Raw genomic sequence first — 15,276 nt, 5'->3', positions numbered from 1 at the left:
CGCTCCGATCTTTATAGTCCGGTCCCGTCCCTAGCTTTTAACCCCTTCATCATCAGGAGGAGATGGTATGAGAAAACTATCGCTTGCATTGGCGGCCCTTGGCCTGCTTTCGCTCACGGCATGCCAGCCGGTCGCCTCGCCGCTCGTGGGCATTCTCTACAATGAAACGAAATACGGGTACATTGCCACGACGAATACGAATGCCACGAAAGAAGGCAAAGCCTGCGCGCAGACCATTCTAGGACTGGTCGCGACTGGTGACGCGAGCATTGCGGCGGCCAAGGCGAATGGAGGCATCACCCAAGTCTCGCATATCGACTACTCGGCCAAGAGCATCCTGGGCATCATCGGGGACTGGTGCACGATCGTGAAAGGTCAGTAGTTCATCCTCTCGCTTGGGAAGGCGCCTCGGGCATCTTAGTCCGAGGTCCTTCCCCCATTCTTCCTCTAGCCTCCACGAAACAGCCCTAGACCGATCAGGCCGTCCCAACTCTTCTCTTGCGCCATAATAGTTTGCCCCCTTGACTATCCGCAGGTTCCCTGCTTGTCTCTGTCTCTCCGTTTACATCCCTCCACTCGCTTGTTACGATACCGCGCATGTCGATTCTGTCGAAATTGTTGTGGGTCGGCGTGGCGGTGCTGTGTGCGGTCGCGTTCGCGTTCGTCACGGGTCTCCTCCATCCCGACGAAAACGTCAACGGATTGTGGCTCGTCGTGGCCGCCGGATGCTTCTACGCCTTGGGACTTCGGTTCTACGGGCGCTTCTTGGCCGCGCGCGTCGTCACGCTCGACGATCATCGCACGACGCCGGCGCACCGACTTCATGACGGGACGAATTTCTACCCGGTCAACAAGTACATCCTCTTCGGCCACCATTTCGCGGCAATCGCCGGCGCTGGGCCGTTGCTTGGGCCCGTTCTGGCTGCTCAGTTCGGCTATTTGCCGGGGTTTCTCTGGCTGGTCGTCGGTGCTGTCCTCGCGGGGGCCGTGCAAGACTTCATCATCCTGGTCGCCTCCATGCGGCGCAACGGGCGATCATTGCCCGAGATCGCGCGTGATGAGTTGGGGATCGTCACGGGAACGGCGACCGCCGTGGCCGTTCTGTTCATCGTCGTCGTCGCGCTGGCCGGCCTCGGCTTTGCCGTCGTCAATGCGCTCTACCGCAATGCGTGGGGCACGTTTACGATCGCGATGACGATTCCGATCGGCTTGCTGATGGGCGTCTATCTGCAACGCTTCCGTCCGGGGCGTGTGAGCGAAGTCTCGATCCTGGGCGTGGGACTGCTCGTGGCCGCCGTCATCCTCGGGCGTGTGGTCTCACAATCAGCCTGGGCGCCATGGTTCGAGTACGAACGGCCGACCTTGGTGTGGGCGCTTGCCGGTTATGGGTTTCTCGCCTCCGTCCTGCCGGGCTGGATGCTACTGGTACCTCGTGGGTATCTCTCGACGTTCATGAAACTCGGCGTCGTCGTCTTCCTCGGACTCGGCGTGATCGCGCTGGCCCCGACGCTCGAGATGCCGCGACTGACCGCCTTCGTTCATGGGGGCGGGCCGATCATTCCGGGCACCCTGTTCCCGTTTTTGTTCATCACGATCGCCTGCGGCGCCATTTCGGGATTTCACTCGCTCGTGTCGTCCGGCACGACGCCGAAGATGATCGAGCGTGAGAGCCAGGCGCCGGTCGCGTATGGCGCGATGCTGCTGGAGAGTTTCGTCGGGGTGATGGCGCTTATCGCCGCATCGGTCCTCGTGCCCGGTGATTACTTGCGGATCAACACCATGCTGACTCCCGACACGTTGGCCGCCATGGGTTTTCCCGTTTCACGCATCGAGGAGTTGTCGCGTCTGGTGGAGGTCGATGTCGCCGGACGGCCGGGCGGCGCCGTCTCGCTCGCCGTCGGGATGGCATCCATCTTTGCCGCGCTTCCAGGCATGAGCGGTCTGATGGCCTACTGGTATCAGTTTGCGCTCGTGTTCGAAGCCCTGTTCATTCTCACCACGATTGATACCGGAACGCGCGTCGCCCGCTATCTCATTCAAGAGATGGGCGGACGCGTGTATGCGCCGCTGGGCGTTATCAACTGGTGGCCCGGGATGGTGGGCAGCACTGCAATGGTAGTGGCGGCGTGGGGGTACCTGATCGGTACCGGGACGATCTCGACGATTTGGCCGATGTTCGGCGCCGCGAACCAATTGTTAGGCACGCTCGCGCTCTGCGTTGCGACGACCGTCTTGATCAAAACGTGGAAATCACAGTATGCGTGGGTCACGGCGCTCCCAATGCTCTTTGTGGCTGCCATCACGCTGACCGGATCATACGAAATGTTCGAGCTGTTTCTCAGCAAGGGCGCGTCCGCTACTGATCCTCAACAGGCCTTCGTCCTGTACCTGGATGCTGCGCTCGTCGCGGTTGTCGCCGCGCTGGCCACGATCGTGCTGGCCGACAGTGCCTCTCGGTGGTTCGGATACATCGTCTTGAAGCGGCCGTTCGCGAGCAGCGAGGTCCTCGCGTCGACCGCTGGCCAAGGCGTGAGAGGACGCTTGACGGTCCGCGACGATTGGCACTTTCCATCAACGGGGTGTTGTTGAGCAAGGAGGCACCGTGGCCGAGCAATATTCATTCGATGTCGTCTCGCAGGTCGATTTTCAGGAAGTCAAAAACGCCGTCGACCAGACGATGAAGGAAATTCGTCAACGGTTCGACTTCAAAGGATCGAAAACGGACCTGACGCTCAAAGAGAAGGAAAAGCAGTTGATCGTCGTGTCCGACGACGAATACAAGCTCAAGGCGGTCCTGGATATCCTGAAGGCCAAGTGCGTGAAGCGCAACGTGTCGGTCAAGGCCCTGACGATGGGCAACCTCGAAGAAGCGCTAGGGGGAACGGTGCGGCAGACGATCACGATTCAAAGCGGGATTCCGGATGACAAGGCGAAGGCGATCGCCAAAGACATTCGCGATGCCAAGTTGAAGGTTCAGCCTCAGATCCAAGGTGACCAGGTACGCGTGCTGAGCAAGAGCAAAGACGAGTTGCAGGCGGCCATCACTTTCCTCAAACAGAAGGATTTCGGTCTCGATTTGCAGTTCGTCAACTACCGCTAATCTTCTCGCCCTTGCCGACGAGGCCCCATGCTCCGCGTCCAGACCACTTCGACCCTGCTTTCCCTGTTCCTGCTCCTGCTGGTGCCGCCCGGATGCAGTCGAAGCGATGCCATTGTCGTCATCGCCGCGCACCCCAAGAATCCACAAATTTTGTACATCGCGACGAACGACTACATCTTCAAGACGCGTGACGGCGGGCAGACGTGGCAGAACCTCTCGAAGGGGCTGACGCACTCGCGTGTGATTTCATTGGCGATCGATCCGGTCTATCCCGCCACGATCTACGCCGGCACGAAGGGAGATGCGGTCTTCAAGAGTTACGATGGCGGCCAGCGCTGGGTCTCGCTTCGGGCCGGCCTGGATGACGTCACGATCTCGTCGGTGGTGAATCAATTCGTCTTCGATCCGGCCGACAACAACCACTTATTCGTGGCGGCGACGATGGGTGTGTTTGAATCCAGCAACGGCGGCGAGCAATGGCAGAAAAAGATGGAGGGCATGAAAGAGGTGTTGATGGTCGTCACGCTCGCCCTCGACCCCCGGCATCCCAAGACGCTGTACGCGGGCACCAGCGGTGGCGTCTACAAGACGGTGGACGCTGCGCAGCATTGGGAGAAAGTGAACAACGGGCTCGTTGCACCCGATGTGCTGCAGTCCTCGCGCGCATTGGGCGTGACTGTCATCCAAGTCGACCCCTTTGACTCTGCTACCGTGTATGCCGCTACTCTCAGCGGCATGTACAAGTCAACCAATGCCGGGCAATCGTGGACTCGGATTGCGGAGTCGTTGCCGGATCAAATGATCAGCGGGATGGTATTGGACGTTGTTGTTCCCGGCTGCGTCTACGTGGCGACCCGGAACGGCGTCCACCGGAGTGAGGACGGTGGGATGACGTGGAAGGCGTTGAATGCGGGACTAGCGACGCTGAATATACGCTCGCTCGTGCAGAGTTCGGTCGACCCAAGGGTTTTTTATGTCGGTACGAACGGGAGCGGCTTGTATCGTAGCGTGAATCGGGGAGAGGCTTGGGAAAGCCTGCCGGCGGTTCAGGTGTCGTCCGCTGCGGCTAGTCGCTAAATGGCGGGGTGGCGCCGTGATGTTATCGGTTGAGCGTCGAGTCGCCGATGTTGGGGCCGACGCGCATCGGGTTTGTGGAAGGACCCGTCGGGCCATGCGAGGTGCCGGCTTCAAATCCCGTACTGCTCGGGAGAGTGCTGTTTTCTATCTCGGAGCCGGTTCGATTCGGGAGCGTGGTGTTCTGAGAATCGAGGCCCGTTTTAGGCGACAAGGTTGAGCCCCCGATCTCGCCGCCGCTTCGTCCTTTCGTCCCGTTGGGGCTCGTCAAATCAGTTCCGACTCGGTTGGGCAGCGTCGTGTCACCGATCTCATTGCCGGTTCGTGCGGAGGATGGCGGCCCCACCGAACGAAATTCACGCCCTAGTGCCTCTTCTTCCTCTTGAATCCGACGGCGCTCTCTGCCGGCAGCCTCGTAGTCCAACGTCTCGAGCCGTCCCTTGGCATTTGTCAGCGCCGTCAACCGCTTTTTCAGCTTCTTCAGGTCCTGTTTGGCCTTCGCGAGCGGCGGAACCAGCTCGCTGTACGTGAACCCGCGCAATTTCATCTGCTCACTGAATAGTGACGTCTGCACAGCCTCGAGGAGATCGGAGGCCCGGGCTTCCAATGTATCCAAGTCCTCAATCGAGTCTCCCTTTGTCGCGCAGCAGTCGAGGAATTCGCGATAGAGTCTGAGAAAGCCTGTCACTTCACTCTGGATGTTCTCCACTTTGATCGGGGTCCGTTCCCGTTTGCGATCGGTGGTGTCCTTCCTCTCCTCGTCTTCCTCGACCAATGGTGTGCAACCGTCTTGGGGCGAAGCGGCATATTGCTGATCCGCCGGCTTGTTCGAGCACCAATACAACGGCTGCACCGCCATGCCCTTACCGTCCGGGAGCAGCAGGAGGAGGACGAAGAGCAGGCCGACGAAGAGCTGTGAGACGGCGATCAGCATGAGGGGAATTGTCGCACCGATTGAAGAAAAGTCAATGTTGCAGCCCGCACCCGACCTTGAAAGGCCTTTGGCTATCGGATACGCTGTACCTGCGTTCAGCCTTCATGATGGACATGCCTGTCGTCTATATCGAAAACATCTCCAACTATGTCGACGAGACTGTCACCGTTCGCGGATGGCTTCGCAACAAGCGTTCGAGCGGCAAGCTCCAGTTCCTCATCGTCCGCGACGGCACCGGGGACCTGCAGGCGATCGTCAGCAAAGCCGCGGTTGGCGACGAGCAGTTCAGCCGCGCGCAGACGCTGACGCAGGAGTCATCGCTGATCGTGACAGGCACGGTGCGTCAGGATCCGCGCGCGCACGGCGGTTATGAGTTGGATGTCGTTACAATCGACGTCCTGCAGATCGCAGAGCCTTTTCCCATTCAGCCGAAGGAGCACAGCGTCGGGTTCCTGATGGAGCACCGGCACTTGTGGTTGCGGTCGGTGCGACAGCACGCGATTCTTCGGATTCGTCATGAAATCGTCCGGGCGTGCCGTAATTTCTTTGATGACCGTGGTTTCGTGCTCGTCGATTCGCCGATCTTTACTCCGAATGCGTGTGAAGGCACGACTACGCTGTTTCAGACTGACTATTTCGATGAAAAGGCCTATCTCACGCAAAGCGGACAATTGTATAGCGAGGCCACGTCGGCTGCCTTCGGCAAGGTCTACTGTTTTGGGCCCACGTTTCGCGCCGAGAAGTCGAAGACGCGTCGCCATCTGATGGAGTTCTGGATGGTGGAGCCAGAAGTGGCCTTTGCTGAATTGCCCGACATGATGGAGTTGGCCGAAGACTTCTTGTGTTTCATCGTAGAGCGTGTCCTTGCATCGCGTCGGGCAGAGCTTGGCATTCTGGAGCGGGACATCGCGAAACTGGAAGGGATCAAAAAGCCCTTTCCCCGCCTGACCTATCACGAGGCAGTCGCTCTGCTTCACCAACAAGGCAGCCCCATTCAGCTTGGCGATGATTTTGGGGGCGACGAAGAAACGCTCTTGTCCAACGCCTTTGATCGACCGGCGATCATCCACCGCTATCCAACCGCGATCAAGGCCTTTTACATGCAGAACGATCCGGAACGTCCGGATCTCGCCCTCTGTATGGATGTTCTCGCTCCCGAAGGCTATGGCGAAATTATAGGGGGTGGCCAACGCATTCATGAATACGAGAAGCTGTTGGCACGGATTCATGAGCATAAGCTGCCGGAAGAGGCGTTTCGCTGGTATCTCGATTTACGGCGATATGGTTCGGTTCCCCACGCCGGCTTTGGTATGGGGATTGAGCGCGCTGTCGCGTGGATCTGCGGTCTCGATCACGTCCGTGAGACGATCCCATTCCCACGGATGCTGTATCGCCTCTATCCCTAGCACTCTCTCCTTAAGCGACCGGCCTTATCAAAGACGCCCCCGCCCGGAAGTTCACGACCCCGACTTCACTCTTTTCGCCGAGAAAACGGCTTTCTGTCCTCAGGGAGGCAAGCCGCGGCTATGTCGTTAATAAACAAAGTTTTTGGTTGACAACGCAATTTGTCACTGTATACTTCTGCCGAAAAGTGGGAGAAAGTGGGTGACAATGGTAGTGACAGATCGGGCGGGCGTTATTCTCACATTCCCGTACTACTTCATGAGGTTGTGGCTGGATTACGGGTTCAACCGGGGGGCATCTATGTGGACTGCACGGTCGGGCAAGGCGGCCACGCGGAAAAGATCCTCGAGATGTCCTCGCCTGAGGGGCGGCTTATCGGACTCGATCAAGATGAGGCGGCCGTCATGGTAAGCGCACGACGTCTCGATCGATTTGGGGCGCGCGTTCGGCTCATTCACAGCAGCTTCGTTGATGTGAAGCAGCAAGTCGCCTCCGTTGGCGTCGAACATGTCGATGGCGTTTTGTTCGACTTGGGTGTCTCGTCGATGCAGCTTCGGGAACCCGAGCGCGGATTCAGTTTTGCCGTCGATGGACCGCTCGACATGCGCATGGACCGGCGGTGTGATGTGACGGCAGCTGACCTCGTCAATGAATTGTCGGAGGCCGAGCTGGCGGATCTGATTTACCGATATGGCGAGGAGCGCTATGCGCGCCGGATCGCTCGAGGGATCGTCCGAGCGAGAGCGGCCCGCCCCCTCCGCAGAACACCGGATCTGGTGGACGCCATTCGGGCGTCAGTGCCGCCGACGTACCGCCATGGACGCCTGCATTATGCGACTCGCACGTTTCAGGCATTGAGAATCGCCGTCAACAAGGAGCTCGACCGCTTGGGGCAGGCCATCCGCGATGCGGCCGATCTGCTGACCGTCGGCGGGCGTCTCTGTGTCATCTCGTTCCACTCCCTGGAAGATCGTATCGCGAAGCAGACGATCCGTGACTTGTCCCAAGGTCCTGAACCGGTCCTCCGGCAAGCCACGAAGAAACCAATCATTCCTTCCGAAGCGGAGCGTGAGGCCAACACGCGTTCACGCAGTGCCAAATTGAGGATCGCCGAACGGCTGCCTCAAAGGAGGTATGCATGAAAGTGGTCGCGGCTCTCGCAGTCTTGTCGCTGCTTCTGTTGTATGTGTGGGAGCGGGTGGACATCGTTCACGTCGGATATCGGATCGAACAGCTCAAGTCGAAAAGGGCCGTATTGGAGCGTGAGCGGGACGAGTTGCGCCTGAAGGTCTCGACCCTGACCGCGCCTGAACGCATTGCGCGTGCGGCAACGGAAAAGCTCGGAATGATTCCGCCGCAACAGGGACAGTTGCGTCTGGTCCGGCTCGATTCCACTACGCCCCTGAAGGGCCAGCCGTTGACGGCGGAAATTAGAGTCGCGAAGAACGAGACGCTGCGAGCCATTCGATGATCGAGCCAGACGGACATTGGGGGCGACGGGTCTTCGCTGCGTTTCTCCTGATCGGCGGATTTGCGGTCATTCTCGTGCGCTTGTTCTACCTGCAAGTGCTGCATGCCGCGGAGTTGACGGTCAGGGCGGACCGACAACACGAGAAGACAGTTACCATGGAAGGGGCCCGCGGAGCGATTCGCGACCGGCGTGGGACCGTGCTCGCCGTGAATATCGACGTGCCGTCAGTATTCGGTGTCCCGACCTCCTTGGACCATCCGGCCGCCGTCGCTCGTGATCTTGCTCGCGTCCTCCACGTGCGCGCCGATGAGATCGAGAAGAAGTTACGGCAGGACCGGAGTTTCGTCTGGATCGCCAGAAAGCTGGACCCCGAACAAGGCAAGCGACTCGAGGCGCTGTCATTGGAAGGTGTCGGCACGGTCTTGGAAGGCCGACGCTTCTATCCGAATGGCTCGTTGCTGTCTCACGTATTAGGATTTGCTGGCCTTGATGGGCAGGGACTCGAAGGATTGGAGCGGCGGTACGATCGGTATCTCATGGGAGAGAAACAATTGATCGTCCTGGAGCGTGACGCCCTGGGCCGAACGGTGTTCCCGAAGGGCATCAGCGAACGCACGCCTGCTGCCGGCCATAACCTTACTCTCACGATCGACGAGTTCATTCAGTACACCGTGGAAAAGGAGTTGGAGGAGGCAATCACGGCAACGCGTGCCAAGGCCGGCATGGCGATCGTGATGGTGCCGAAGACGGGTGAAGTGCTGGCGATGGCGCTGAGTCCGAAGTTCGACCCGAATGCGACGGCAGGAATCTCGGCCGATCGATGGCGCAATCGGCTGATCACGGATTCCTATGAGCCGGGATCGACCATGAAAGTGGTGGTCGCCGCGGCCGCGCTCGAAGAGCGGGTGATGCGGCCCGATACGTTGATCTATGGTGAAAACGGGCGTATGGAGGTGGCGCACACCGTCATCCATGACCATGAGAAGTCCCAATGGCTGACGTTCGCCGAAGTGATTCAACGTTCGAGCAATATCGGGGCGGCCAAGATTGCCATGTGGCTCGAGGCCGACCGGCTCCATCGGTACATGAAAGGGTTTGGCTTTGGTGAGCGGACGGAGATCGATTTGCCGGGCGAAGTCTCGGGGCTCGTCAAGGAGCCGCGCGATTGGGGGCGCCGGACGTTGGCCTCGGTGGCGATGGGACAAGAGATTGGAGTGACGCCGCTACAGCTTGTGGCCGCGTACAGTGCGGTGGCCAACGGCGGCACGCTGATGCGGCCTTATCTCGTCTCCGAGATACGCGATGCCAAGGGCCAGGTGGTCGCTCGGACCGAACCTCATGTTCGCCGGCAGGTGATTTCGGCCGAGACCGCCCGGACGCTCACCTCGATTCTTGAAGGCGTCGTGACGCACGGCACCGGTGGAAAAGCGGCTGTTCCGGGGTATCGTGTGGCAGGGAAGACAGGGACGGCTCAGAAGATCGACCCGCATACCGGCGCGTATTCGCCAACGCTCTTTGTGGGCTCGTTTGTCGGGTTTGTCCCTGCCGACGACCCTCGACTGGCCATCGTCGTCGTGATCGATGAGCCGAAAACCGAAGCGTGGGGCGGGGTGGTCGCCGCACCGGTGTTTCGCCGTATCGCTGAGCAGGTCCTGCCCTATCTTGGAGTGTCGCCGCAGGAGCCGGTGAAGCTGACCCGGGCAATTTCGAACTCGCAAAAAGAAATCTCGTACTCATGACGCTGGCTGAATTGATCAGACCCCTTAAGGAGCGCGGCGAGGTTCTGAAGGTCTCCGGTAACGTTGCCATGGACGTCTCCGCCGTCTCCGATGATTCCCGGCGCATACCTCCCGATGCCGTCTTCGTCGCGGTGCGCGGTGAGCGGGTCGATGGCCATGACTACGTCAGCCAGGCCGTGGCGGCGGGAGCTGCGGCGGTCGTCGCGGAAGAGCCGCCAGCGATTCGGGATGTACGAGTGCCGGCGATCGTCGTGCGCAATTCTCGACGGGTGCTCGGCGAACTGGCGGCGCGCCTCCTGGGGGAGCCGTCCGCCGCGTTGCGAATGATCGGTGTGACGGGTACCAACGGAAAGACGACGACGACCTACCTCTCGAAGGTTTTGCTCGAGGCCGCGGGCCATCAGGTCGGGTTAATTGGGACAGTCGTATATCAGATCGGCAAGGAGACGATCGCCGCCTCCCACACGACGCCGGGAGCCGTTGAACTGCAGGCCCTGCTGTCGAAGATGCGGAGAGCCGGTCTCGATTCGGCGGTTATGGAGGTTTCCTCGCATGCGTTGGCTCTTGATCGCACGGCGGGGTGCGAGTACGACGTGGCGATCTTCACGAACCTGACACAGGATCACCTCGACTTTCATGGCACGATGGAGGAGTATTTCAAAGCCAAGCTCCGACTGTTTGCTGGATTATCGGCGTCAGGGGCAAAGACCAACAAGCGCGCGATCCTGAACGTCGACGATTCATGGACGGATCGGATTCGCGAGGCGTGCAGGGTTCCGGTGTGGACGTATGGCATCCGCCAACCGGCCGATCTTCGTGCTCAAGATGTCCGCCTGTCGGTGGCCGGCACGGCCTTTACCGCCGTGACGCCCCACGGATCGTTCCCCGTCGAAAGTCGCCTCGTCGGCGAACACAACGTCTATAACATCCTTGGAGCGATCGGTGTCGGATTGAACGAAGGGCTGTCGCCCGCGCAGATCCAGGAAGGGATTGCGAGGGTGCACAACGTTCCCGGTCGGTTCGAGCGGGTCGAGGCGGGGCAAAACTTCTCGGTGGTCGTCGATTATGCCCATACCGATGATGCACTCTCCCGATTGCTTTCGGCGGCACAGGCGCTGAGGACCGGACGGATCATTACCGTCTTCGGCTGCGGAGGCGATCGGGACCGCGGGAAGCGGCCCAAAATGGGCCGGGTCGCGGTGGAGAGGAGCGATGTCGTCATTCTCACGTCCGATAATCCACGAACCGAAGATCCCATGGTGATTTTGAAAGAAGTGGAGGTCGGTGTCCTCGAAGGACTCAAGCATCGCCCAGTCCCGTATCGCCTGATTGCGGATCGCCGCGCGGCGATCGAATCGGCCGTCCGGGAAGCGCGTCCCGGCGATATGGTCTTGATCGCCGGCAAGGGACACGAGGACTATCAAATCATCGGCACCACGAAGCATCACTTTGACGATCGCGAGGTCGCCCGCGAAGCGATCTTGCATGTCCTTGGACGATGATGTCGTTTGAGAAACAGGCGACGACGGCTTCGCCGGTGGAATCGCCTATGCCGTTGTTTACGGTCGAAGAAATCCTCGAGATCACGGGAGCGCACCTCCTCGCCGGCAATCCTCATGCCGTTCGGCGAGTCGTCGAGCGGGTGTGCACCGACTCGCGGACCACCACCGCCGGAGACCTGTTCGTCGCCTTCCATGGTGAACGCTTCGACGCGCACCAATTCCTCGCGGACGTTCTCGCGAAAGGCGTGATCGTCGTGCTCGTCAACGCCGATGCGACACTCCCTCCCGCTGTCAGCAAGGCCGCCCACAAGAACGGGCAGGGTGAGTTCTTCGTTCTCGGCGTTCCGGACACGATCATCGCGTACCAGCAACTCGCCGCCTTTCACCGGAGCCGGTTCAAGATCCCGGTCGTTGCCGTGACAGGCAGCAACGGCAAGACCACGACCAAGGAGATGGTCGCGCGAGTCCTGGAAGAGCGATGGCAGATTCTCGTGACCGAAGGGAATCTCAATAATCGTATCGGCGTCCCGCAGACCTTGCTTCGTCTTACCTCCGCTCATAAGGCGGCGGTCATCGAGATGGGGGTTGATCAGAAGGGGCAGACGGCGCGGCTCGCCGAGATCGTCTGCCCGACGATCGGCGTCATTACGAACATCGGGCCCGACCACTTGGAGTTCTTCGGGACGATGGATGCGTCGGCCGAAGCCAAGGGGGAACTGTTGGATTGGCTGGATTCGGATGACGCCGTCGTCTTGAATGCCGACGATCACTACTTCAGCTATCTCGCGGCGCGGGCGCGATGCCGAGTCGTCTCCTTCGGCCTCGTTGGGCCCGCTGACGTGCGAGCCACAGCGGTGATGGACATGACCGACGGGACCACGTTTAATCTCATCCTCCCTGGCATGACTGCCGGCACCTCGGTGCGACTCCCTGCCCATGGCCGGCACAACGTTTCCAACGCGTTGGCGGCTGCGGCTGTCGGAATTCTCTGTGGCCTCACCGCTGACACCATTGCCCGAGGCCTCGCGCGATTTACACCTGCGGCCATGCGCTCCCAAGTCGAACGCTTCGGCGAACTGACCGTGATCGTCGATTGCTACAATGCCAATCCCGCGTCCATGAAAGCTGCCATCGAATGGCTCGCGGGCCGCTCGAAAGGCGTCCGGACGGTTGCGGTGCTTGGCGACATGTTGGAACTCGGCGACGGCGCGGCGGCCTTTCATGAAGAAGTGGGCGCGTATGCCGCTGTCCAGGGAATCGGCGAGTTGGTCGCATGCGGCTCGTTGGGAAAGGGATTTGCCGACGGTGCCGGTCGTGCCGGGATGGATCGGAACCGAATCATTGAAACGCCGGATGCCGCGCATGCCGCCGACGTCGTTGCGGCCCGTGTCCGGCCGGGTGATGTCGTCCTGGTAAAAGGATCGCGGGGCATGCGAATGGAGCAGGTCGTCGAGGCGTTGCGAAGTAAGTTTCAGCCGAAAGGAACATCAGTGTCGAGCAGCGTTGCCGGGACATAATGCTGTACCTTTTTCTCTATCCGTTGCACACTGAGTTTTCCTTTCTCAACGTCTTTCGCTATCTCAGCTTTCGCATCATCTATGCGGCTGTCACGGCGTTTCTCTTGGCCTTCGTGCTCGCGCCACCATTGATTCGGAAGCTCCAGGAGATCAAACTGGGCCAGAACATTCGGACCGACGGCCCGAGCCGGCACTTGGCGAAGAGCGGCACGCCGACGATGGGCGGCCTGCTGATCTTGTTCGCGGTCGTGATCGCCACCATCCTCTGGGCGGATATTATGAACCGGTACGTGTGGCTGGCGATGCTCGCCACCGTGGGATTCGGACTCGTTGGATTCGCCGACGACTATCTGAAATTTATTGGCCGGCAGTCGAAGGGACTCACGGCGTCCCAAAAGATGCTGGCTCAGGGCCTCGTTGCGCTGGCCATCGGCGTGTTCTTCTACTTCCTGCCCGGGTATTCGACGAAACTGAGTGTGCCGTTCTTCAAAAATTTCACCCCGGACCTCGGCTGGTTGTACATCCCGTTTGCCGTCTTCGTGATCGTCGGCAGCTCGAACGCCGTCAACCTCACCGACGGGCTGGACGGCTTGGCGGTCGGCCCGGTTATGATCGCCTCACTGGCCTACACGATCGTCGTCTATGTCGTCGGCAACCACATCACCGCCGACTATTTGCTGATTCCCTACATCGAGGGCGCGGGTGAGCTGGCGGTGTTCACGGCGTCGATCTTTGGCGCGAGCCTGGGCTTTCTGTGGTTCAACGCGTATCCGGCGTCGGTCTTTATGGGAGACGTCGGCTCGCTCCCGCTCGGGGCCGCACTGGGGACGGTCGCGGTGATCAGCAAGCATGAGTTGCTACTGCTCCTGGTCGGCGGCGTGTTCGTCATCGAAGCGATCTCGGTCATTTTCCAGGTTGCCTCCTACAAATCGCGCGGCAAGCGGATTTTCCTCATGGCGCCGATCCATCATCACTTCGAAATGAAAGGCTGGGAAGAGCCGAAAGTGGTGGTCCGTCTGTGGATCATCGCTATCTTGCTCGCGCTGCTGAGTTTGAGCACGTTGAAGCTTCGGTAATTGCGATGGTGAAAGATTTCGCGGGAAAGAAGGTCACGGTCGTCGGGCTGGCGCGGAGCGGCGTGGCAGCCGCCAACCTGTTGGAAAGCATCGGCGCCCACGTGACTGTGGCGGACGCCAAGGACCGCGAGGCGCTCACCGGCATCCTCCCGCGGCTCAAGAGCGACCGAATTGCCGTGAACGTTGGACAGGGGTACGAGGACGCCTTGGCGCACGCCGATCTCGTCGTGATCAGTCCCGGTGTACCGACCGAGTTGCCTTCGCTGGCTCGTGTTCGCAAGCGGGGCGTGCAGGTCATTGGTGAGCTCGAACTGGCGTCGCGCTTTTTGAACGCGCCGATCCTTGCCGTGACCGGCACGAATGGCAAGAGCACGACCGTCACGCTGACCGGGCTCCTGCTGAAGGAAAGCGGTAAGCACGTGTTCGTCGGCGGGAACCTCGGCACGCCGCTGAGCGAGGCGGTGCTCACGACGTTGTGTAACGGGTCGCAACCTGCGTCCTATGACTATGCCGTTGTCGAGGTGTCGAGCTTTCAATTGGAGACGATCGAGACGTTTCGGCCGTGGGTCGCCGCCCTGCTCAACATCACCCCCGATCATCTGGATCGTTACCCCTCACTCGATCCGTACGTTGCCGCGAAGGCGCGGATCTTCGAGAACCAGGGTCAAGAGGACTATGCCCTGCTCAATCTCGACGATGAGCGGGTTCGCGGCTACCGAGACCGGACAAAGGCGCGAGTTCTTGGTTTCAGTCGGATGCAGCCGCTCACCCGAGATGGCGCGGCAGTGGAACACGGTCAACTGGTCGTCTCGATCAACGGCCGGCGCGAGGCGATCTGCCGGTTGGAGGAGATTCGCATCCCGGGGGCGCACAACGTCATGAATGCGCTTGCCGCCGTCACGATCGGTGCACTCTGCGGATGCCCTGCAGAGTTGATGCGGCGTGTCCTCATGACGTTTCCGGGTCTCGAACACGCGCTCGAACTCGTACGCGAGTGGCAGGGCGTCCAATACATCAACGACTCGAAGGGGACGAACGTCGATGCGACGCTCAAAGCCCTCGACAGCCTGTCTCGGCCGATCGTGTTGATTGCCGGTGGTAAGGACAAGGGCGCGGACTTCTCCAAACTGCGCGGGCCGGTGGGGCGCCGAGTCAAGAAAGTGGTGCTTATTGGCGAGGCGGCCGGTCGGATTCGGGAGGCGTTGGGAGATGCCTGTCCCATCCTCGATGCGCCGACGTTGCGCGACGCCGTGGAAATCGCGGCGCGGGAGGCGCGCTCTGGCGACGTCGTCCTGCTGTCACCGGCGTGCGCGAGTTTCGACATGTTTGCCGATTATCAGGATCGCGGCCGCCAATTCAAAGCACTCGTGAATGGGCTGCCGTGAGAAGAGGTACGCGGCCGGGCGGGCGGTGCGCCTGAGGATGATAGTGGCGTCCCTGCCGGTCCTCATCGGGTGGC

13 protein-coding genes are annotated in these 15,276 nt (G+C 60.3%); 12 read left to right on the top strand and 1 reads right to left on the bottom strand.

Annotated elements, in window-relative coordinates; genetic code table 11:
- Positions 1 to 67 precede the first annotated feature (67 nt).
- From AC1U7K_RS12415 to AC1U7K_RS12400, 4 genes are all read left to right on the top strand, one after another.
- Positions 68 to 382, top strand: coding sequence for a TRL-like family protein (locus AC1U7K_RS12415; protein WP_480251683.1), 315 nt, complete (start codon positions 68 to 70; stop codon positions 380 to 382).
- 215 nt (positions 383 to 597) lie between these two features.
- Positions 598 to 2,589, top strand: a complete 1,992-nt coding sequence (locus tag AC1U7K_RS12410; protein WP_480251682.1) for a carbon starvation CstA family protein — start codon at positions 598 to 600, stop codon at positions 2,587 to 2,589.
- 13 nt (positions 2,590 to 2,602) lie between these two features.
- A complete protein-coding gene (locus AC1U7K_RS12405) occupies positions 2,603 to 3,100 on the top strand; it encodes a YajQ family cyclic di-GMP-binding protein (protein WP_480251681.1) in 498 nt (165 codons plus the stop codon).
- A 27-nt stretch (positions 3,101 to 3,127) separates the two neighbouring features.
- The gene (locus AC1U7K_RS12400) at positions 3,128 to 4,177 is read left to right on the top strand and encodes a WD40/YVTN/BNR-like repeat-containing protein (protein WP_480251680.1); all 1,050 of its coding nucleotides are present in this window, start codon (positions 3,128 to 3,130) and stop codon (positions 4,175 to 4,177) included.
- A gap of 22 nt (positions 4,178 to 4,199) precedes the next feature.
- On the opposite strand, the gene AC1U7K_RS12395 is transcribed toward AC1U7K_RS12400, so the two are convergent.
- Positions 4,200 to 5,108, bottom strand: coding sequence for a hypothetical protein (locus tag AC1U7K_RS12395; protein ID WP_480251679.1), 909 nt, complete (start codon positions 5,106 to 5,108; stop codon positions 4,200 to 4,202).
- A 104-nt stretch (positions 5,109 to 5,212) separates the two neighbouring features.
- Here AC1U7K_RS12395 and asnS point away from each other — a divergent pair, with 104 nt between their 5' ends.
- From asnS to murD, 8 genes are all read left to right on the top strand, one after another.
- Positions 5,213 to 6,514, top strand: coding sequence for an asparagine--tRNA ligase (asnS, locus tag AC1U7K_RS12390; protein ID WP_480251678.1), 1,302 nt, complete (start codon positions 5,213 to 5,215; stop codon positions 6,512 to 6,514).
- A gap of 195 nt (positions 6,515 to 6,709) precedes the next feature.
- Positions 6,710 to 7,654 (top strand): 16S rRNA (cytosine(1402)-N(4))-methyltransferase RsmH, encoded by a 945-nt coding sequence (gene rsmH, locus AC1U7K_RS12385; protein WP_480251677.1) that lies wholly within the window; start codon positions 6,710 to 6,712, stop codon positions 7,652 to 7,654.
- Positions 7,651 to 7,983: a cell division protein FtsL gene (gene ftsL, locus AC1U7K_RS12380; RefSeq protein WP_480251676.1), complete on the top strand. Its 333-nt coding sequence runs from the start codon at positions 7,651 to 7,653 to the stop codon at positions 7,981 to 7,983. The genes rsmH and ftsL overlap by 4 nt, the downstream gene beginning before the upstream one ends.
- Entirely contained in the window at positions 7,980 to 9,722 is a 1,743-nt protein-coding gene (locus AC1U7K_RS12375) for a peptidoglycan D,D-transpeptidase FtsI family protein (protein ID WP_480251674.1), read from the top strand. The genes ftsL and AC1U7K_RS12375 overlap by 4 nt, the downstream gene beginning before the upstream one ends.
- The gene (locus AC1U7K_RS12370) at positions 9,719 to 11,224 is read left to right on the top strand and encodes a UDP-N-acetylmuramoyl-L-alanyl-D-glutamate--2,6-diaminopimelate ligase (RefSeq protein ID WP_480251672.1); all 1,506 of its coding nucleotides are present in this window, start codon (positions 9,719 to 9,721) and stop codon (positions 11,222 to 11,224) included. Before AC1U7K_RS12375 ends, AC1U7K_RS12370 begins: the two co-directional genes overlap by 4 nt.
- 47 nt (positions 11,225 to 11,271) lie before the next feature.
- On the top strand, positions 11,272 to 12,741 hold the full coding sequence (locus AC1U7K_RS12365; RefSeq protein ID WP_480251671.1) for a UDP-N-acetylmuramoyl-tripeptide--D-alanyl-D-alanine ligase: 1,470 nt from the start codon (positions 11,272 to 11,274) through the stop codon (positions 12,739 to 12,741).
- Positions 12,741 to 13,817, top strand: coding sequence for a phospho-N-acetylmuramoyl-pentapeptide-transferase (gene mraY / locus AC1U7K_RS12360; protein WP_480251669.1), 1,077 nt, complete (start codon positions 12,741 to 12,743; stop codon positions 13,815 to 13,817). Before AC1U7K_RS12365 ends, mraY begins: the two co-directional genes overlap by 1 nt.
- Positions 13,818 to 13,822: 5 nt before the next feature.
- Positions 13,823 to 15,202 carry a UDP-N-acetylmuramoyl-L-alanine--D-glutamate ligase gene (gene murD / locus AC1U7K_RS12355; protein WP_480251667.1) on the top strand — a complete coding sequence of 460 codons (1,380 nt, stop codon included), beginning with the start codon at positions 13,823 to 13,825 and terminating at the stop codon, positions 15,200 to 15,202.
- The last annotated feature ends 74 nt before the right edge of the window (positions 15,203 to 15,276 follow it).

Source organism: Nitrospira sp. Vd2 (genome assembly GCF_979581665.1).
The sequence above is the reverse complement of the archived record's forward strand: the minus strand, read 5'-3'. Positions and strand labels throughout refer to the sequence as shown.

Bases quoted from the DNA above. Each gene is read 5' to 3' on its own strand.
- AC1U7K_RS12415 (WP_480251683.1), top strand. From the start codon at position 68: ATGAGAAAACTATCGCTTGCATTGGCGGCCCTTGGCCTGCTTTCGCTC.
- AC1U7K_RS12410 (WP_480251682.1), top strand. From the start codon at position 598: ATGTCGATTCTGTCGAAATTGTTGTGGGTCGGCGTGGCGGTGCTGTGT.
- AC1U7K_RS12400 (WP_480251680.1), top strand. From the start codon at position 3,128: ATGCTCCGCGTCCAGACCACTTCGACCCTGCTTTCCCTGTTCCTGCTC.
- AC1U7K_RS12395 (WP_480251679.1), bottom strand. From the start codon at position 5,108: ATGCTGATCGCCGTCTCACAGCTCTTCGTCGGCCTGCTCTTCGTCCTC.
- asnS (WP_480251678.1), top strand. From the start codon at position 5,213: ATGATGGACATGCCTGTCGTCTATATCGAAAACATCTCCAACTATGTC.
- ftsL (WP_480251676.1), top strand. From the start codon at position 7,651: ATGAAAGTGGTCGCGGCTCTCGCAGTCTTGTCGCTGCTTCTGTTGTAT.
- AC1U7K_RS12375 (WP_480251674.1), top strand. From the start codon at position 7,980: ATGATCGAGCCAGACGGACATTGGGGGCGACGGGTCTTCGCTGCGTTT.
- AC1U7K_RS12370 (WP_480251672.1), top strand. From the start codon at position 9,719: ATGACGCTGGCTGAATTGATCAGACCCCTTAAGGAGCGCGGCGAGGTT.
- AC1U7K_RS12365 (WP_480251671.1), top strand. From the start codon at position 11,272: ATGCCGTTGTTTACGGTCGAAGAAATCCTCGAGATCACGGGAGCGCAC.
- mraY (WP_480251669.1), top strand. From the start codon at position 12,741: ATGCTGTACCTTTTTCTCTATCCGTTGCACACTGAGTTTTCCTTTCTC.
- murD (WP_480251667.1), top strand. From the start codon at position 13,823: ATGGTGAAAGATTTCGCGGGAAAGAAGGTCACGGTCGTCGGGCTGGCG.